At 63.4% G+C, this 19952-nt stretch carries 14 protein-coding genes and 1 pseudogene; 14 read left to right on the top strand and 1 reads right to left on the bottom strand.

The genetic code is table 11. The features are described from left to right. The first annotated feature begins 30 nt into the window (after positions 1–30). From PspR32_RS05090 to PspR32_RS05070, 6 genes and pseudogenes are all read left to right on the top strand, one after another. The gene (locus tag PspR32_RS05090) at positions 31–2625 is read left to right on the top strand and encodes a TonB-dependent receptor (protein WP_232531809.1); all 2595 of its coding nucleotides are present in this window, start codon (positions 31–33) and stop codon (positions 2623–2625) included. Positions 2626–2770: 145 nt separating this feature from the next. Then, positions 2771–3385 (top strand): biliverdin-producing heme oxygenase, encoded by a 615-nt coding sequence (locus tag PspR32_RS05085; protein ID WP_010220183.1) that lies wholly within the window; start codon positions 2771–2773, stop codon positions 3383–3385. 60 nt (positions 3386–3445) lie between these two features. Further along, on the top strand, positions 3446–3871 hold the full coding sequence (locus PspR32_RS05080) for a YbaN family protein (protein WP_010220184.1): 426 nt from the start codon (positions 3446–3448) through the stop codon (positions 3869–3871). Between the two features lie 31 nt (positions 3872–3902). Beyond that, a pseudogene (locus tag PspR32_RS26625) lies at positions 3903–5240 on the top strand (PDC sensor domain-containing protein); the annotation flags it as partial. A 102-nt stretch (positions 5241–5342) separates the two neighbouring features. Beyond that, positions 5343–6098, top strand: coding sequence for a methyl-accepting chemotaxis protein (locus PspR32_RS26620; protein ID WP_371128687.1), 756 nt, complete (start codon positions 5343–5345; stop codon positions 6096–6098). A 49-nt stretch (positions 6099–6147) separates the two neighbouring features. Then, a complete protein-coding gene (locus tag PspR32_RS05070; RefSeq protein WP_010220186.1) occupies positions 6148–7506 on the top strand; it encodes a CoA transferase in 1359 nt (452 codons plus the stop codon). A 105-nt stretch (positions 7507–7611) separates the two neighbouring features. Here PspR32_RS05070 and arcD (PspR32_RS05065) read toward each other — a convergent pair whose 3' ends face one another. Next, a complete protein-coding gene (gene arcD, locus PspR32_RS05065; protein ID WP_036993970.1) occupies positions 7612–9039 on the bottom strand; it encodes an arginine-ornithine antiporter in 1428 nt (475 codons plus the stop codon). A gap of 443 nt (positions 9040–9482) precedes the next feature. On the opposite strand from arcD (PspR32_RS05065), the gene arcD (PspR32_RS05060) reads away from it, so the two are divergent. From arcD (PspR32_RS05060) to gcvP, 8 genes are all read left to right on the top strand, one after another. Then, the gene (gene arcD / locus PspR32_RS05060) at positions 9483–10910 is read left to right on the top strand and encodes an arginine-ornithine antiporter (protein WP_036993969.1); all 1428 of its coding nucleotides are present in this window, start codon (positions 9483–9485) and stop codon (positions 10908–10910) included. Between the two features lie 33 nt (positions 10911–10943). Continuing rightward, entirely contained in the window at positions 10944–12200 is a 1257-nt protein-coding gene (arcA, locus tag PspR32_RS05055) for an arginine deiminase (protein WP_010220189.1), read from the top strand. A gap of 80 nt (positions 12201–12280) precedes the next feature. Beyond that, the gene (locus PspR32_RS05050; RefSeq protein ID WP_010220190.1) at positions 12281–13291 is read left to right on the top strand and encodes an ornithine carbamoyltransferase; all 1011 of its coding nucleotides are present in this window, start codon (positions 12281–12283) and stop codon (positions 13289–13291) included. Between the two features lie 131 nt (positions 13292–13422). Then, on the top strand, positions 13423–14352 hold the full coding sequence (gene arcC / locus PspR32_RS05045; protein ID WP_159388162.1) for a carbamate kinase: 930 nt from the start codon (positions 13423–13425) through the stop codon (positions 14350–14352). A 55-nt stretch (positions 14353–14407) separates the two neighbouring features. Next, positions 14408–14776 carry a DUF5064 family protein gene (locus tag PspR32_RS05040; RefSeq protein ID WP_010220192.1) on the top strand — a complete coding sequence of 123 codons (369 nt, stop codon included), beginning with the start codon at positions 14408–14410 and terminating at the stop codon, positions 14774–14776. Positions 14777–14919: 143 nt separating this feature from the next. Next, positions 14920–16428 carry a sigma-54-dependent transcriptional regulator gene (locus tag PspR32_RS05035; protein ID WP_159388161.1) on the top strand — a complete coding sequence of 503 codons (1509 nt, stop codon included), beginning with the start codon at positions 14920–14922 and terminating at the stop codon, positions 16426–16428. A gap of 274 nt (positions 16429–16702) precedes the next feature. After that, the gene (gene gcvH, locus PspR32_RS05030) at positions 16703–17086 is read left to right on the top strand and encodes a glycine cleavage system protein GcvH (RefSeq protein ID WP_010220195.1); all 384 of its coding nucleotides are present in this window, start codon (positions 16703–16705) and stop codon (positions 17084–17086) included. Between the two features lie 9 nt (positions 17087–17095). Beyond that, complete coding sequence (gene gcvP, locus PspR32_RS05025) at positions 17096–19951, top strand: aminomethyl-transferring glycine dehydrogenase (RefSeq protein WP_100781973.1); 2856 nt, start codon at positions 17096–17098, stop codon at positions 19949–19951. The last annotated feature ends 1 nt before the right edge of the window (position 19952 follow it).

The following is a 19952-nucleotide window of genomic DNA, read 5'->3' as shown; positions in this document are numbered from 1 at the left end:
ATAACATTTGCGCGACAGGGAGCGCTTTCGATGCCCACTGGTTTCACTCGTCGGTCTTCAGCCACTTCACCTACCCCCGGCCTGCAGCGTTGCACGTTCTCCCTGCTGACCCTGGCCCTGCTCGCCAGCGGCGCCTGCAGCCTGCCGGCGCTGGCCGCGGAACCGGCCCAGGCCAGTGCCCCGCGGATGGGCGACTACCGCTTCGCCATCAGCCAGCAACCACTGGTGTCGGCGCTCAATGCCTTTACTGTGGTGACCGGCTGGCAAGTGGGCTTCTCCGCTGAACTGGCCGAAGGCGTGGCCTCCCCGGGGGCGCAGGGTTCGCTGAAGCCGGAAGCCGCGTTACAGCAACTGCTGGCCGGCACCGGCTTGAGCTACCGCACCCTCGGCAGCGGCAACGTGGTGATCGAACGCAGCGCCAGCAAGGCCATCGCCCTGCAGCAGATCACCGTCAGTGCCACCCGCAGCGCCCAGGACATCAGCCAGGTGCCGAGCACCGTCAGCGTGCAGACCCGTGAGCAGCTCGACCGGCAGAACGTCAACAGCATCAAGGACCTGGTCCGTTACGAGCCGGGTGTGTCGGTCAGCGGCACCGGGCAGCGCAGCGGCCTGAACGGTTACAACATCCGTGGTATCGACGGTGAACGGGTACTGACCCAGATCGACGGCGTGTCGATCCCCGACAGCTTCTTCTTCGGCCCCTACGCCCAGACCCAGCGCAACTACGTCGACCCTGAGATCGTCAAGCGCGTGGAGATCCTCCGTGGCCCGGCCTCGGTGCTGTACGGCAGCAACGCCATCGGCGGCGCGGTCAGCTACTTCACCCTCGACCCCGACGACATCATCAAGCCTGGCCAGGACCTCGGCGCACGCCTGAAGACCGGCTACAGCTCGGCAGATGAGAGCTGGCTGAACTCGGCCACCGTCGCCGGCCGCCAGGGGGAATTCGACGGCCTGCTGCACCTGAGCCAGCGCAACGGCCATGAAATCGAGTCCTACAGCAGCCACGGCGGCACAGGCCTGGCGCGTACCGCCGCCAACCCCGAAGACGTACGCACCACCAACATCCTCGCCAAGGCCGGCTGGAACTACGCTGACGACGCGCGCCTGGCCTTCACCTACGAAAGCTACAAGGACGACCGCGACCTGAAGCAGAAGAGCGCCGTGGGCGGGCCGTTCATTCCAGGCTTTGGCGCCATGAACTCGTACCGCGACCGCACCGGTAACGACACCGTGACCCGCGAGCGTTTCGGTATCAACCACGAATTCGCCCTGGGCAGCGTACTGGCCGACAACATGAAGTGGAGCCTGAACTACCAGATCGGCAAGACCGACCAGCGCACCGAAGAGCTCTACTTCGCATCGGGCCGCCAGGTGTTCCGTGACCGCCAGACCACCTACAAGGATCGCCAGTGGCTGTTCGACGCGCAACTGGACAAAGCCTTCAGCGTCGGCGCCACCGAGCACCTGCTGACCTACGGCACCACCCTCAAGCACCAGAAGGTCACCGGCTCGCGCAGCGGCACCGGCACCTGCCTGAACGTTGGTGGCGACTGTCAATTCATCGGCCAGGCCAGTGCCAAAGACAGCCAGGCCCTGGTCAGCGATTTCCCCGATCCGACCGTCAACACCTACAGCCTGTTCGCCCAGGACGAGATCCGCTGGAACCAGTGGACCTTCCTGCCGGGTGTGCGCTACGACTACACCGAACTCAAGCCGCACATGACCGACGAGTTCCTCCGCGGGGTTGGCGCCAGCGCCACCGACCCTGTCGATGACGACGCCAAGAAATGGCACCGGGTCTCGCCCAAGTTCGGCCTGACTTACGCCTTCAACGACAACTACACCTGGTACGGCCAGTACGCCGAAGGCTTCCGCACGCCAACCGCCAAGGCGCTGTACGGCCGCTTCGAGAACCCGGGGCTGGGCTACAGCGTGCGTGGCAACTCCAACCTCGAACCGGAAAAGAGCAAGAGCTACGAAACCGGTCTGCGCGGCAACTTCGAAGCGGGTAACTTCGATGTTGCGGTGTTCTACAACAAGTACCGCGACTTCATCAACGAAGACGCCGTGCAGGGCAGCAACCTGGGCCAGACCTTCGAAGCCAACAACATCAAGCACGCGACCATCAAGGGTGCCGAGTTCAAGGGCCGCCTGAACCTCGACGCCTTCGGTGCTCCGCACGGCGTGTACACCCAGGGCTCGCTGGCCTACGCCCACGGCCGCAACGACGACAGCGGCCAGCCACTCAACAGCGTCAACCCGCTGACCGCGGTGATGGGCCTGGGCTATGAGCAGGAACAATACGGCGCGCTGCTGAGCTGGACCCTGGTCAAGCGCAAGGACCGCGTCGACGACACCACCTTCTTTGCCCCCGACGGCACCAGCAAGCAGTTCCGCACCCCCGGCTACGGCGTGCTCGACCTGACCGGTTTCTACAAGGTCACTGACGACATCAGCGTCAACGCCGGTCTCTACAACCTGACCGACAAAAAGTACTGGCAGTGGGATGACGTGCGCGGCTACGACGGCCTCGGTGAAGCGGCAGTGACCGCCCCGGCCAACCTCGACCGCCTGACCATGCCGGGCCGCAACGTCGCCATCAACCTGGTCTGGGATATTTAAACCGCATCGCGGGGCAAGCCCGCTCCTACAGATTTTGTAGGAGCGGGCTTGCCCCGCGAAAAGCCTTTGAGGTGAGGTTTTTTTACTGTCACGCGTCTTCTCATTCGTCTAGTCATCAGGCACGCCCATTTCGCAAGGAATCACCATGACCGCCGCTACCACCGCCGAACGCGCCAGCCTGCGTTCGCAACGCTTGAACCAGCTGACCCACGCCCCGCACAGCGAACTGGACGCCCTGGTCAAATCCCACGCGCCGTTCGAAACCCGCGAGAGTTTCGCCCGCTTCGTGGTTGCCCAGTACCTGTTCCAGTCCGAGCTCAAAGCGCTGTACACCGATCCGGCACTGATCGCCATCGTCCCGGATCTGGCCGAACGCTGCCGCGCCGAACAGGCCGGCCTGGACCTGGCGGACCTGAACACCGAGATCCCGGCCGACTTCGCCGGCGCCCTGCAGAACCCAAGCCTGGGTGAAGCCATGGGCTGGATCTTCGTTTCCGAAGGTTCCAAGCTTGGCGCCGCGTTCCTGATCAAGCGTGCCGTAGGCCTGGGCCTGTCGGACAGCTTCGGTGCCCGTCACCTGGGCGAACCGGCCGGTGGCCGCGCCGAAGGCTGGAAACAGTTCACCCGCATCCTCGACGGCCTGCAACTGAGCGCCGAAGAAGAAGCCAAGGCCGAGCAAGGCGCCGTGGCCGCCTTCGAGCGCTTCACCGAACTGCTCAAACACGCCTATGCAACTGCGCCTAAAGCCGAACTGGCCTGATGCGTCGTACCCGGTTACCCTCGCGGTAACCGGGCCTTGCCCGTGCACACCGACAAGCCCATGACCCGCCCAGCCGCTTCAAAACTCTCACGCCTGCTGTTTGGCCTGCTGGCTTACGTCAGCCTCGGCATCGGCCTGGTGGCGATCGTGATTCCCGGCCTGCCCACCACCGAATTCATCCTCCTTGCCGCTTGGGCCGCCACCCGCAGTTCGCCGCGCCTGAGCGCCTGGCTGGAAAACCATCGCTTGTTCGGGCCGATCCTGAGCAACTGGCGCAACGGCAAGGTGATCCAGCGCCGGGCCAAGGTCAGCGCCACGCTCAGCATGCTGCTGTGCGCCAGCCTCATGCTGGTGTTCCTCGACCATCGCTGGCCGGTATTTCTCGCCATTGCCGGCATGACCCTGGGCAACCTGTGGATCTGGTCGCGGCCAGAAGCCGCGCCCTTGAGCCTTGACGACCGTTCATCGGCACACACTCATGGCTAAGGCTATAAGGCCGATGAACTGTTATCGCTAAATGGATGTAGCGAATCGAGCCCGTACGGTGGCTCGGTCCCTGCCGGCCTGCCTTTTAGCGAGTACGTCCATGTTCGACACGCTCTCGATCCGCCTGAAAATCGTCCTGCTCTCCGGCCTCTGCCTGCTTGGCGTGGTCGCACTTGTCGTCGGTATCAACCTGTATCAATCGCACCAGAGCGATGAACTGGTCGCTGACGCCAGCACCACCATGCTCACCCGCAACGTCCAGGCCCTGCTGCAGGCCCGCGCGGGCGAGAAAGCCGAGATGCTGCGGCGCACCTTCAGCGACAGCCAGACCGTCATCACCGCCCTCGCCGACCAGGTCCAGGACCTGCAACAACTGGCCCGTGACCGCGGCCTGAGCGGCGGCGACCTGCGCGAAGCGATCAACCAGAGCCTGGCCACCAGCTTCAAGCGCAACCCCGACGTGCTCGGCATCTGGCTGGCCTTCGAGGCCGATGGCCTGGAGGGCGGCGACAGTGCTTTTGCCAACGACGCCAAGCGCCTGAGCAACGAAAGCGGGCGCTTTGCCAGTTACTGGAGCCGTGCCCAGGGCCAGGCCCTGAACACGGTGATCAGCGATGTCGACCTGAACAAGACCGAGATCAACCTCAGCGGCACGCCCTACAACGTCTGGTACACCTGCTCGCGCAACAGCGCCCGGGCGTGCCTGCTCGAACCCTACTCCGACACCGTCGGCGGCAAGCAGATGCTGATGACCAGTATCACCATGCCGGTGCTGCACAACGGCAAGGTGATCGCCGTGGCCGGCGTGGACATCTCCCTCGATGCCCTGCAATCCGCTGCCGCCAAAGCCCAGCAGGAGCTGTTCAACGGCGCCGGGCGCTTGATGATCGTCGCCCCCAGCGGCCTGCTGGCCGCCAACAGCAACGATGCCGGCAAGGTCGGCAAACCCATCGACCAGGACGGCCAGCAAGCACTGCAAAAGCTCGCCGCCAACCAGCCGCTGATCCTTGAGCAAGGCCAGACCATCCGTGCCGTCAACCCGGTGCAACCGATTGCCGACAGCAAACCCTGGGGCATTCTGATCGACCTGCCCAAGCAGGTACTGCTGGCCGACGCCACCAGCCTTCAGGCTACCCTCGAGGACGCCCGCACCAGCGGCACCGTCAAGGTGCTGCTGTTCGCCACCCTCGCCGGCCTCGGCGGCCTGCTGCTGATGTGGCTGACCGCCACCGGCGTGACCCGCCCGCTGAACAGCGTGGCGAGCATGCTCGAAGACATCGCCAGCGGCGACGGCGACCTGACCCAGCGCCTGCGCTACGCGCGCAAGGACGAACTGGGCCGGCTGACCGGCGGCTTCAACCGCTTCCTCGACAAGCTGCAGCCGACCATCGCCCAGATCAAGCAGAGCATCACCCAGGCCCGAGCCACCGCCGACCAGTCCTCGGCGATTGCCCAGCGCACCAGCGAAGGCATGCAGGTGCAGTTTCGCGAGATCGACCAGGTGGCCACCGCCTCCAACGAGATGAGCGCCACCGCCCATGACGTCGCCAACAGCGCCGCCAGTGCCGCCGATGCCGCCCGAGGGGCCGACCGCTCGGCCAAGGACGGCATGGCAATCATCGAGCGCAGCACCCGCGACATTACCGTGCTTGCCGAACAGGTCAGCAAGGCCGTCGGCGAAGTGGAAACCCTGGCGCAGAACAGCGAGCAGATCGGCTCGGTGCTGGAAGTGATCCGCAGCATCGCCGAACAGACCAACCTGCTGGCCCTCAACGCCGCGATCGAAGCGGCCCGCGCCGGCGAAAGCGGCCGTGGCTTTGCCGTGGTGGCCGATGAAGTGCGCAATCTGGCACGGCGCACCCAGGACTCGGTGGAAGAGATCCGCCAGGTGATCGAACGCATCCAGAGCAACACCCGCGAGGTGGTCGCGACCATGCATTCGAGCCACGGCAAGGCCCAGGAAAACGCCGGGCAGATCCACCAGGCGGTGCAAGCGCTGGACAAAATCAGCGAGGCGGTCACGGTGATCAGCGACATGAACCTGCAGATCGCCAGTGCCGCCGAGCAGCAAAGCGCCGTGGCCGAAGAGGTCAACCGCAACGTCTCGGCGATTCGTGGCGTGACCGAAACCCTGACCGGCCAGGCCGCCGAATCGGCGCAGGTGAGCAGCCAGCTCAACACCCTGTCGTCGCAGCAGATGGCCCTGATGGATCAGTTCAGGGTTTGACCTGGCGCCGCTGATGGTCTGCAATGGCCCTTCTGCTGGAGGGCCATTGATGACCGCGCTACTCGACACCCTTGTCGCCGAACTGCAGCTGCCAACGGCACTGCGCAATACCCTGCGCTTTCACGGCAACGGCGCCCTGCCTTCGACTTTCGCCGTCACCGCGCTTGCCAGCAGCAGCGTTGCCGCCTGTGGCCTGGCAATCGCCGAACTGCTGCGGCGCCAGCTTGAGCAACAGCCTGCCGTTGAAGTTGACCGCCGCCTGAGCTCGTTCTGGTTCGCCACCAGCCTGCGCCCGCAAGGCTGGAGCACACCGCCCTTGTGGGACCCGATTGCCGGTGACTACCGCGCCGAGGACGGCTGGATTCGCCTGCATACCAACGCAGCTCATCATCGCGCCGCCGCCGAGAAGGTAGTGGGCCGTGCGGCTGATCGCGCACAAATGGCTGACCTGGTTGCGCGCTGGCGCGCAAGCGAGCTGGAAAGCGCGATAGTCACCGCTGGCGGTTGCGCCGCGCAAATGCACAGCGGGTCCGAATGGTCGGCCCATCCTCAGGGCCTGGCAGTGAATGCCGAGCCGTTGATTCACCGCCAACTGGCTCCAGCCTTTACAAGCAGACGCTGGAGCGGTAACGCCGTCCGACCTCTGGCCGGGGTCAAGGTGCTGGACCTGACCCGCATCCTCGCCGGCCCCACAGCCAGCCGCCTGCTGGCTGGCTTCGGCGCTGAGGTACTGCGGATCGACCCGCCAGGCTGGGAGGAACCGGCGGTGGTTGCCGAGGTGACCCTGGGTAAACGTTGTGCGCACCTGGACTTGCACGATGGGGATGATCGACGGGTGTTTGAACGCCTGCTCAGTGAAGCCGATATTCTCCTGCATGGTTACCGCGCCGATGCCCTCGAACGACTGGGGTATGCCAGCGAACAGCGCCGCCAGCTCAACCCCGGGCTCATCGATGTGAGCCTCAACGCCTACGGCTGGAGCGGCCCTTGGCAGCAGCGCCGGGGCTTCGACAGCCTGGTGCAGATGAGTTGCGGCATCGCTTGCGAAGGCATGCGCTGGCAACAGGCCGACCAGCCCGTGCCGCTGCCGGTGCAGGCGCTGGACCATGGCACCGGCTACCTGATGGCGGCTGCGGCGATCAAGGCGTACAGCGATCGCCTGGGCAGCGGTTGCGGGGCAACCTTGCGCCTGTCGCTGGCGCGCACGGCGAAGTTGTTGATCGATCAGGGCACCGTGGTAGCGGATGTGCCGTTGCAGGTAGAGACGGCGGCGGATCTGAACCCGCTACTGGAGCAGACGCCCTGGGGGACGGCGCGACGGCTAAAAGCGCCGCTGCGGGTTGCAGGGGCGCCGCTGGTTTGGGAGCGGGGGGCTTGTGAGCTGGGTTCTGCTGCTGCCTGTTGGTGAATGCGAGGGCCTCTCGCGGGCAAAGCCAGCCCCCACAGAGTGTGCTGCACACCGGTCTACTGTGGGAGCCGGCCTTGCCGGCGATGGGCTGCGCCGCAGCCCTGATTAAAGGCTCAACACCCCACTGTACAAGCCATAAGCCGCCAACCCCGCGCCCACCAGCACCGCAGCAAAGATCAGCTTCTCCCAAGTGGTAAACAGCGCCTGCCCCTGCTCATGCTTGGCCCTGGCGAACAGGATCACCCCCGGCGCGTACAGCAGCGCCGACAACAACAGGTACTTGAGCCCGCCGGCGTACAACAGCCAAATCGCATACACCAGGGCGATACCGGCAATCACCAAGTCCTTGCGTCGCGCCCCCGGGTGCCCTTCGTACGATTCCCCGCGCACCGCCAGCAATACCGCATAAGCCGCCGACCACAGATAGGGCACCAGGATCATCGACGACGCCAGGTAGATCAGGCTGGTGTAGGTCCCGGCAGAGAACAGCGTGATCAGCAGGAACAGCTGAATCATCACGTTGGTCAGCCACAGCGCATTGGAGGGAACGTGGTTGGCGTTTTCCCTGGCCAGAAAGCGCGGCATGGTCTGGTCGCGAGCGGTGGCAAAGAGAATCTCGGCACACAGCAAGGCCCACGACAGCAAGGCGCCGAGCAGCGACACCGCCAGGCCGATACTGATCAGCAAGGCCCCCCAGGGCCCGACAATATGTTCAAGCACCGAGGCCAGCGACGGGTTCTGCAAGGCCGCCAGTTCCGGCTGGGTCATCACCCCGAGCGACAGCACGTTGACCAGCACCAGCAGGGCCAGCACGCCAAGAAAGCCGACCACCGTGGCCTTGCCGACGTCCGAGCGCTTTGCCGCGCGCCCCGAATAGACGCTGGCACCCTCGATACCGATGAACACGAACACCGTCACCAGCATCATGTTGCGTACCTGGTCCAGCACCCCGCCGAACTTCGGGTTGCTCATGCCCCAGATATCACGAGTGAAGATGTCGGCGCGAAACGCCACGGCGGCAATGACGATGAACATCACCAGCGGCACGATCTTGGCCACGGTGGTGACCTGGTTGATGAACGCCGCCTCCTTGATTCCGCGCAGCACCAGAAAGTGCACCGCCCACAGCAGCAACGAGGCACAGGCAATGGCAATCGGCGTATTGCCCTCACCGAACACCGGAAAGTAGAAACCCAGGGTGCTGAACAGCAGCACGAAGTAGCCGACGTTGCCCAGCCAGGCGCTGATCCAGTAGCCCCAGGCCGAAGAAAAGCCCATGTAATCGCCAAAGCCGGCCTTGGCGTAGGCATACACCCCGGAGTCGAGCTCAGGTTTGCGGTTGGCCAGGGTCTGGAACACGAAGGCCAGCGCCAACATGCCCACCGCCGTAATCCCCCAGCCGATCAGTACCGCGCCGACGTCAGCACGTGCGGCCATGTTTTGCGGCAGCGAAAAAATCCCACCGCCGATCATCGAGCCGACCACCAAGGCGATCAACGCACCCAGGCGCAATTTCTGTCCAGGTTCGGACATGCAGATCCCCTTCTGTCTCGTGTTTGTAACGCCAGAGGTACACCCTGAGTTAAATACAAGCTCAGTCTTAGCGTCTATATATATTAAACCACTAAGCGCCCCCTGCTCATAACTAGTGCGTCTATGCCTGACGAACTAAACGGTGAGTTATGGGCACAATTTCCGCCTCTTCAAGCTAATAAGAAATTTTCTCAGTGAAAATTTGCGATTCCCCCAAAACGGACTAGCTTCAATTCTCGCAGCCCCCGCAAGAGCGATTGCTCTAAAACGCCATGGAGGTGCCGGTGGACAAGGCTTGCAGCACTGTGGTCGGCGTACTCCGGGAAGCTGTTTCAGTCATTGATTTGCAATGGAATGTCCTCATGAACTGACCTGAATCAGCTAATGAATTCGCCGCTGGATTTATTCTAGCGCCATCTCTTCTCCTGGTACGGAGTTATTCAATGTCAGACGCTCCCGGAAAACTACGACTTGGTGCGCTGGTTGCACTTGTTGTCGGCTCGATGATCGGCGGCGGGATCTTTTCGCTGCCGCAAAACATGGCCGCAAGTGCCGATGTAGGCGCTGTTCTGATCGGCTGGGGCATCACTGCCATCGGCATGCTGACCCTGGCTTTCGTATTCCAGACATTGGCCAATCGCAAGCCTGACCTGGACGGCGGGGTGTACGCCTACGCCAAGGCCGGTTTCGGCGATTACATGGGCTTTTCTTCGGCCTGGGGCTACTGGATCAGTGCCTGGCTCGGCAACGTCGGCTACTTCGTATTGCTGTTCAGCACGCTTGGCTACTTCTTCCCGATCTTTGGCGAGGGCAACACCCCGGCGGCGGTCATTGGCGCCTCGGTACTGCTCTGGGCCGTGCATTTCCTGGTGCTGCGCGGCATCAAGGAAGCGGCCTTCATCAACCTGGTCACCACCGTGGCCAAGGTCGTGCCGCTGGCGCTGTTCGTGCTGATCGCGCTGTTCGCCTTCAAGCTGGACATCTTCACCGCTGACATCTGGGGTTCGATGAACCCGGACCTGGGCAGCGTGATGAACCAGGTGCGCAACATGATGCTGGTCACCGTCTGGGTGTTCATCGGCATCGAAGGCGCGAGCATCTTCTCGGCCCGGGCGGAAAAACGCTCGGACGTGGGCAAGGCCACGGTCATCGGCTTCATCACCGTGCTGCTGTTCCTGGTGCTGGTCAACGTGCTGTCGCTGGGCATCATGACTCAACCGGAACTGGCCAAGCTGCAGAACCCGTCGATGGCTGCCGTGCTTGAGCACGTGGTCGGTCACTGGGGCGCGGTCCTGATCAGCGTCGGCCTGATCATCTCGCTGCTCGGCGCGCTGCTGTCCTGGGTGCTGCTGTGCGCCGAGATCATGTTCGCCGCCGCCAAAGACCACACCATGCCGGAGTTCCTGCGCCGCGAGAACGCCAACCACGTACCGGCCAATGCCTTGTGGCTGACCAACGCCATGGTGCAGATCTTCCTGGTCATCACCCTGTTCTCGGCCAGTACCTACCTGTCACTGATCTACCTCGCCACCTCGATGATCCTGGTGCCTTACCTGTGGTCGGCAGCCTATGCCTTCCTGCTCGCCCTGCGCAGTGAAACCTACGAACAGGCCCTGGCCGAACGCAAGAAAGACCTGATCATCGGCGCCATCGCCCTGCTCTACGCGGTCTGGCTGCTGTATGCCGGCGGCGTCAAATACCTGCTGCTCTCGGCCCTGCTCTATGCCCCTGGCGTGATCCTGTTCGCCAAGGCCAAGCGCGAGGTCGGCCAACCGATTTTTACCAACGTGGAGAAGCTGATCTTCGCCGCCGTGGTCCTTGGCGCCCTGGTGGCGGCCTACGGCCTGTACGACGGCTTCCTGACTCTGTAACCACCCGTTTTCGCAACTTGGAGGAAATGAACCATGTCCACGGATAAAGTTAAGTACGGCGTACATTCCGAAGCCGGCAAACTGCGCAAAGTGATGGTCTGCTCCCCTGGCCTGGCGCACCAGCGCCTGACCCCGAGCAACTGCGACGAACTGCTGTTCGATGACGTCATCTGGGTCAACCAGGCCAAGCGCGACCACTTCGACTTCGTCACCAAAATGCGCGAGCGCGGCATCGAAGTGCTGGAAATGCACAACCTGCTGACCGAGACCGTACAGAACCCCGAAGCACTGAAATGGATCCTCGACCGCAAGATCACCCCGGACACCGTCGGAGTCGGCCTGACCAACGAAGTGCGCAGCTGGCTCGAAGGCCTGGAGCCACGCAAGCTCGCCGAATTCCTGATCGGCGGCGTGGCCGGTGAAGACCTGCCCGACAGCGAAGGCGCCAGCGTCATCAAAATGTACCGCGACTACCTGGGCCACTCCAGCTTCCTGCTCGACCCACTGCCCAACACCCAGTTCACCCGCGACACCACCTGCTGGATCTACGGCGGCGTAACCCTCAACCCGATGTACTGGCCGGCGCGACGTCAGGAAACCCTGCTGACCACCGCCATCTACAAGTTCCACCCCGAGTTCAGCGGTGCCGACTTTGAAGTCTGGTACGGCGACCCGGACCATGACCACGGCAAAGCCACCCTCGAAGGCGGCGACGTCATGCCGATCGGCAATGGCGTGGTCCTGATCGGCATGGGCGAGCGCACCTCGCGCCAGGCCATCGGTCAACTGGCGCAATCGCTGTTTGCCAAAGGCGCGGTCGAGAAGGTCGTGGTGGCCGGCTTGCCGAAATCCCGCGCAGCGATGCACCTGGACACCGTGTTCAGCTTCTGCGACCGCGACCTGGTCACGATCTTCCCGGAAGTGGTCAAGGAAATCGTCCCGTTCGTCATCCGTCCGGACAGCAGCAAGCCGTACGGCATGGACGTGCGCCGCGAGAACAAGTCGTTCCTCGACGTGGTCGCCGAGTCCCTCAACCTCAAGCAGCTGCGCGTAGTGGAAACCGGCGGCAACAGCTTCGCCGCCGAACGCGAGCAATGGGATGACGGCAACAACGTGGTGGCGGTCGAGCCTGGCGTGGTCATCGGCTACGACCGCAACACCTACACCAACACCCTGCTGCGCAAGGCCGGTGTCGAAGTCATCACCATCAGCGCCGGCGAACTGGGCCGCGGTCGCGGCGGCGGTCACTGCATGACCTGCCCGATCGTGCGTGACCCTATCGACTACTAAAACGACCATCCAACCGTCTGCACCCACGGGTGCAGACGGGCCGATCACCGCTTTCCGTTCACACGAACAGGAGAATCATCATGGCGTTCAACATCCACAACCGTAACCTGCTGAGCCTGGAACACCACACCCCTCGCGAGTTGCGCTACCTGCTGGACCTGTCCCGCGACCTGAAACGTGCCAAGTACACCGGCACCGAGCAGCAGCACCTCAAAGGCAACAACATTGCGCTGATCTTCGAGAAAACCTCGACCCGCACCCGTTGCGCCTTTGAAGTGGCTGCCTACGACCAGGGCGCCAACGTCACCTACATCGACCCTAACTCCTCGCAGATCGGCCACAAGGAAAGCATGAAGGACACCGCCCGGGTGCTTGGGCGCATGTATGACGCCATCGAATACCGTGGCTTCAAGCAGGAAATCGTCGAAGAGCTGGCCAAGTTCGCCGGCGTCCCGGTGTTCAACGGCCTGACCGACGAATACCACCCGACCCAGATGATCGCCGACGTGCTGACCATGCGTGAACACGCCGACAAGCCGATCCACGACATCAGCTACGCCTACCTGGGCGATGCCCGCAACAACATGGGCAACTCGCTGCTGCTGGTCGGCGCCAAACTTGGCATGGACGTGCGCATCTGCGCGCCCAAAGCCCTGTGGCCGCACGACGACCTGGTCGCCCGTTGCAAGAAATACGCGGAAGAAAGCGGCGCACGCATCACCCTCACCGAAGACCCGAAAGCGGCGGTCAAGGGCGTCGATTTCATCCACACCGACGTCTGGGTATCGATGGGCGAGCCGGTTGAAGCCTGGGGCGAACGCATCCAGCAACTGCTGCCGTACCAGGTCAACGCCGAGCTGATGAAAGCCACCGGCAACCCGCGGACCAAGTTCATGCACTGCCTGCCAGCGTTCCACAACTCCGACACCAAGGTCGGCAAACAGATCGCCGAGCAGTACCCGAACCTGGCCAACGGTATCGAAGTGACCGACGACGTGTTCGAGTCGCCTGCCTGCATCGCCTTCGAGCAAGCGGAAAACCGCATGCACACCATCAAGGCGATCCTGGTCTCGACCCTGGCTGACCTGTAATCCAGCTGCCAATCTCTGTGGGAGCGGGCTTGCCCCGCGATAGCGTCACCGCGGTGCAGCAGATGCACCGCCATCGCGGGGCAAGCCCGCTCCTACAGGGTGGCATCTCCCTTTCCTAGAAGGACATCATCATGCGTATCGTTGTTGCATTGGGCGGCAACGCCCTGCTGCGCCGTGGCGAACCCATGACTGCAGACAATCAGCGCGCCAATATCCGCATCGCCGCCGAGCAGATCGCCAAGATCCATCCGGGCAACGAGCTGGTCATCGCCCACGGCAACGGCCCGCAAGTCGGTCTGCTGTCGTTGCAGGCGCAATCCTACAAGCCGGACGAAGCCTACCCATTGGACGTGCTCGGCGCTGAAACCGAAGGCATGATCGGTTACATCATCGAACAGGAGTTGGGTAACCTGCTGGACTTCGAAGTGCCGTTCGCCACCCTCCTGACCCAGGTGGAAGTGGACGCCAACGACCCGGCCTTCAAGGACCCGACCAAGTTCATCGGCCCGGTCTACAGCAAGGAAGACGCCGAGCGTCTGGCCAAGGAGAAAGGCTGGGTGGTCAAGGCCGACGGCGATAAATACCGCCGAGTGGTGGCCAGCCCCAAACCCAAGCGCATCTTCGAGATTCGCCCGATCAAATGGCTGCTGGAAAAGAGCAGCATCGTCATCTGCGCGGGCGGCGGCGGCATTCCGACCATGTATGACGCCGAGCGCAAGCTCAAGGGCATCGAAGCGGTAATCGACAAGGACCTGTGCTCGGCGCTGCTGGCCGAACAGCTCGAAGCCGACCTGCTGGTAATCGCCACCGACGTCAATGCCGCATTCATCGACTACGGCAAGCCGAGCCAGAAGGCCATTACCCAGGCGCATCCGGACGAGCTCGAACGCCTCGGTTTCGCCGCCGGCTCCATGGGCCCGAAAGTCCAGGCCGCTTGCGACTTCGCCCGCCATACCGGCAAAGTGGCGGTCATCGGTTCGCTGGCTGACATCGAGGATATCGTCAAGGGGACCGCCGGTACCCGGGTGAGCACCTCGAAGCCTGGAATCAGCTACCGTTGAATGCAGTGGGCGGGCTTGAGGGCCCGCCATTTTCAACCTTCCGGAGGATTGCACCATGGCCCAGTTTCAACCTGGTCACGTCCATATCGAGCGCACCGCACTGAACCAGAATGATCACAGCTACGACCTGAACATCAATTACGAAGTGGCGCAGGACCCCAGGGAAGGTCGAGGCATTCAGTTCCACATGCATGGCAACATCGAAGGCAAGCCGGTGGACGAAAAATTCTTCCTGGCCAAAGATCAGGTCCTCCCCAGTTTTCTCAGCCTTACCACACGCAAGGCCCAGAGCTACCTGCCAGCGCCGAAGAAGTTCGAGAGCCTCGGGTCGCCACACAAGATCTATGACCTGATGTTCGAAGATATTCGGACTCAGCTGAATATGAAGTCTGGCGACTCGGTCAAGCCAGAACATCTGGAATAACCTTCGGGCCTCATCGCTGGCAAGCCAGCTCCCACAGGGAAATGCATGCGCCGATCCTGTGGGAGCTGGCTTGCCGGCGATTCGACCGCAAAGCGGTCGCAAGGCATACTTGGTGCCTTCGGCAGCCTTGAACCCCTCCCCCCATGCGCATCCACGTCAGTTTCATCGACCGCGTCGGCATCACCCAGGAAGTGCTGGCCCTGCTCGGCGCCCGCAACCTCAACCTGGACGCTGTGGAGATGGTGCCGCCGAACGTCTACATCGACGCCCCGACCCTCAGCCCCCACGTGCTCGAAGAGCTGCACGACGCGCTGTTCAACGTGCAGGGCGTGCAAACCGTACAAGTGGTCGACATCCTCCCCGGCCAGCGTCGCCACCTGCAGCTCGATGCCTTGCTGGCGGCCATGAGCGACCCGGTGCTGGCCCTCGACAGCGCCGGCCACGTGTTGCTGGCCAACCCGGCGTTGGTGGCACTGTGCGGGCAGGAACCGTCCGACCGTTCGGTGGCCGACCTGTTTGGCGACCCCGGTTTGCTCGACGCCTTGATCGAACAGGGCTTTCATCTGCCCTTGCGCGAAGTGACCCTCAACGGCCAGACCCTGCTGCTCGATGCCACGCCGATCACCAACGCCGGCGCCCTGCTGACCCTGTACCAGCCCAACCGCATCGGTGAACGGTTGTCGGCGCTGCACCATGATCACGCCGAAGGTTTCGATGCGCTGCTGGGTGATTCGCCGCCGATCCGCACCCTCAAGGCCCGCGCCCTGCGCGTCGCAGCCCTGGATGCGCCGCTGCTGATTCACGGCGAAACCGGAACCGGCAAAGAGCTGGTGGCGCGCGCCTGCCACGCCATCAGCAGCCGTCACAACGCGCCCTTCCTGGCGCTCAACTGCGCGGCGCTGCCGGAGAACCTGGCCGAAAGCGAGCTGTTCGGCTACGCCCCCGGCGCCTTTACCGGCGCACAACGGGGCGGCAAGCCGGGGCTGATGGAGCTGGCCAACCAGGGCACGGTGTTTCTCGACGAGATCGGCGAAATGTCGCCGTACCTGCAAGCCAAGCTGCTGCGTTTTCTCAACGATGGCAGCTTTCGCCGGGTCGGCGGCGACCGTGAAGTGAAGGTCAACGTACGGATCCTCAGCGCCACCCACCGCGACCTGGAAAAGATGGTCGCCGAAGGCACCTTTCGCGAAGACCTGTTCTACCGCCTGAACGTACTCAACCTGCAGGTGCCGCCACTGCGCGAGCGCGGCCAGGACATCCTCCTGCTGGCGCGCTACTTCATGCAACAGGCCTGCACCCAGATCCAGCGCCCGCTGTGCCGCCTGGCCCCGGCCACTTACCCTGCGCTGCTGGGTAACCGCTGGCCGGGCAACGTGCGCCAGTTGCAGAACGTGATCTTCCGTGCCGCGGCCATCAGTGAAAGCAGCCTGGTGGACATCGGCGACCTGGACATCGCCGGCACCTCGGTGGCCCGCGGGCATGACGCTGAAGTCGATAGCCTGGAACAGGCAGTGGAAGACTTCGAACGCAACCTGCTGGCCAAGCTCTATATCAGTTACCCCTCAACCCGCCAGTTGGCCAGCCGCCTGCAAACCTCGCACACCGCCATTGCCCATCGCCTGCGCAAATACGGCATTCCGGCAAAGCCCTGAGCACCCGTATCGAAATCACTACACCGTAACGATATCAATACATCACAGTTTCAGGGCCGCAGTGCAAGGTTCTGATCCACTTGCGCTTTTTTTCCCGCCTTCTGGTGTAGCGATTTCGCTACAGCCAACCGAAACGCTCGCCCTTACAAATACATAACTTATTGTTTTATAACGATATTTAATAGATGGCCGCAATATTGCTATGGCATTACTCATCCCTGGGCTCATTTGAGCCACGCCCACAGCCGTCCCCTGCGGCCCTTGAGGAGTTTCCATGAGCGAGTTGCGTTTTACCGAAGATCACGAATGGCTGCGTAGCGAAGCGGACGGCAGCGTCACCGTCGGGATTACCGCCTTCGCCCAGAACGCCCTGGGCGATGTGGTCTACGTGCAACTGCCGGAGCTGCAACGCTACGAGCAAGGCGCCGAAGCCTCGACCGTCGAATCGGTCAAGGCCGCCAGCGGCGTGTACATGCCCCTGACCGGCGAAGTGGTAGCGGTCAATGACCAGCTCGAAGGCAACCCCGAGCTGGTCAACGAAGACCCGCTGGGTGAAGGCTGGTTCTTCCGTTTCATCCCGGCCGACGCCGGTGCCGTCGCGCAACTGCTCGACCAGGACGCCTACGACCGCCTGATCAAAGCCAACGCTGACGCCTGAGGAACCGCCATGACCATCAACCTCGGCACTGCCAACGAATTCATCGCCCGCCACATCGGCCCACGCCAGCGCGATGAGCAACACATGCTCGCCACCCTCGGTTTCGACTCGCTGGAGGCCATGAGCGCTGCGGTCATTCCTGACAGCATCAAGGGCACCAGCGTCCTTGAGCTGGGCGCAGGGCAAAGCGAAGCCGACGCCCTGGCCTCGCTCAAGGCCATCGCCGGCAACAACCAGTTGTTCAAGAGCTTCATCGGCCAGGGTTACTACAACTGCCACACCCCGGCACCGATCCTGCGCAACCTGCTGGAAAACCCGGCCTGGTACACCGCCTACACCCCGTACCAGCCAGAGATTTCCCAGGGCCGCCTGGAAGCGCTGCTGAATTTCCAGACCCTGATCAGCGACCTCACCGGGCTGCCGATCGCCAACGCATCCTTGCTCGACGAAGCCACCGCCGCCGCCGAAGCCATGACCTTCTGCAAGCGCCTGAGCAAGAACAAGGGCAGCCACGCCTTCTTCGCTTCCGTGCATTGCCACCCGCAGACCCTCGACGTACTGCGCACCCGTGCCGAACCACTGGGTATCGAGGTAGTGGTGGGTGATGAGCGTGAATTGAGCGATGTCAGCGCCTTCTTTGGCGCCCTGCTGCAATACCCGGCCAGCAACGGTGAAGTGTTCGATTACCGGGAGCTGGTCGAGCGCTTGCACGCAGCCAATGCCCTGGTCGCCGTGGCTGCCGACCTGCTGGCCCTGACTCTGCTGACCCCACCGGGCGAATTCGGCGCCGACGTGGCCATCGGCAGCGCCCAGCGCTTTGGTGTACCACTGGGCTTCGGTGGCCCGCATGCGGCGTACTTCTCGACCCGCGACGCGTTCAAGCGCGACATGCCGGGCCGTCTGGTCGGCGTGTCGATCGACCGCTTCGGCAAGACCGCCCTGCGCCTGGCCATGCAGACCCGTGAGCAGCATATCCGCCGCGAGAAGGCCACCAGCAACATCTGCACCGCCCAGGTGCTGCTGGCCAACATCGCCAGCATGTACGCCGTGTACCACGGCCCGCAGGGCCTGAAGCAGATCGCCGAACGCACCCACGCACTGACCGCGATCCTCAAGGCCGGCCTGCAGCAGTTGGGCGTGAAGGTCGAAGTCGAGCACTTCTTCGACACCCTGACCCTGGCCACCGGCAGCGCCACCGCCGCCCTCCATGACCAGGCTCGTGCCCAGCGCCTGAACCTGCGCCAGATCGACGCCCAGCGCCTGGGCCTGTCGCTGGATGAAACCAGCACCCAGGCCGACGTCGAAGCGCTGTGGCAGCTGTTCGCCGATGCTAAGGCCACGCCAGACTTCGCCGCCCTCGCGGCCCGCGCTCAGGTGCAATTGCCTGCAGCCCTGCTGCGCCAGTCGGCGATTCTCGAGCACCCGGTGTTCAACCGCTACCACAGCGAAACCGAGCTGATGCGCTACCTGCGCCGCCTGGCCGACAAGGACCTGGCCCTGGACCGCACCATGATTCCGCTGGGCTCGTGCACCATGAAGCTCAACGCTGCCAGCGAAATGATTCCGGTGACCTGGGCCGAGTTCGGCAACCTGCACCCGTTCGCACCGGCCGAGCAGAGCCAGGGCTACCAGCAACTGACCAGCGAACTGGAAGCCATGCTCTGCGCCGCCACCGGCTATGACGCCGTGTCGCTGCAGCCCAACGCCGGTTCCCAGGGCGAGTACGCAGGCCTGCTGGCGATCCGCGCCTACCACCAGAGCCGTGGCGAAGCGCGCCGCGACATCTGCCTGATCCCCTCCTCAGCCCACGGCACCAACCCGGCTACCGCGCACATGGCCGGTATGCGCGTGGTGGTCACCGCCTGTGACGCCCGTGGCAACGTCGACATCGACGACCTGCGCGCCAAGGCCATCGAGCACCGCGAACACCTCGCTGCGCTGATGATCACCTACCCCTCGACCCACGGCGTGTTCGAAGAAGCCATCGGCGAGATCTGCGCAATCATCCACGACAACGGCGGCCAGGTGTACATCGACGGCGCCAACATGAACGCCATGGTCGGCCTCTGCGCACCGGGCAAGTTCGGTGGCGACGTTTCGCACCTGAACCTGCACAAGACCTTCTGCATCCCTCACGGCGGTGGCGGCCCGGGCGTCGGCCCGATCGGCGTCAAATCGCACCTGGCGCCGTTCCTGCCCGGCCATGCGCACATGGACAACAAGCAGGGCGCGGTCTGCGCCGCACCGTTCGGCAGCGCCAGTATCCTGCCGATCACCTGGATGTACATTCGTATGATGGGAGGTGCCGGGCTCAAGCGCGCTTCGCAGATGGCCATCCTCAACGCCAACTACATCGCCCGCCGCCTGGAAGAGCACTATCCTGTGTTGTACACCGGCAGCAACGGCCTGGTGGCGCACGAGTGCATCCTCGATTTGCGCCCCCTCAAGGACAGCAGCGGGATCAGCGTCGATGACGTCGCCAAGCGCCTGATCGACTTCGGCTTCCATGCCCCGACCATGTCCTTCCCGGTGGCCGGCACGCTGATGATCGAACCGACCGAAAGCGAGTCTAAAGAAGAACTGGACCGCTTCTGCGAGGCGATGATCCGCATCCGCGAAGAGATTCGCGCGGTGGAAAGCGGTAGCCTGGACAAGGACGACAACCCGCTGAAGAACGCCCCGCACACCGCCGCGGAAATCGCCGGTGAATGGAGCCACCCGTACAGCCGCGAGCAGGCGGTGTATCCGCTGGCGTCGCTGGTGGAAGGCAAGTACTGGCCACCGGTTGGCCGGGTCGACAACGTCTTCGGCGACCGCAACCTGGTCTGCGCCTGCCCGTCGATCGAGAGCTATCAGGACGTCTGAG

The organism is Pseudomonas sp. R32 (genome assembly GCF_009866705.1).
In the GTDB taxonomy this organism is placed as follows: domain Bacteria; phylum Pseudomonadota; class Gammaproteobacteria; order Pseudomonadales; family Pseudomonadaceae; genus Aquipseudomonas; species Aquipseudomonas donghuensis.
Note: the sequence above shows the minus strand (reverse complement) of the source record. Positions and strands in the feature narration are given on the sequence as shown.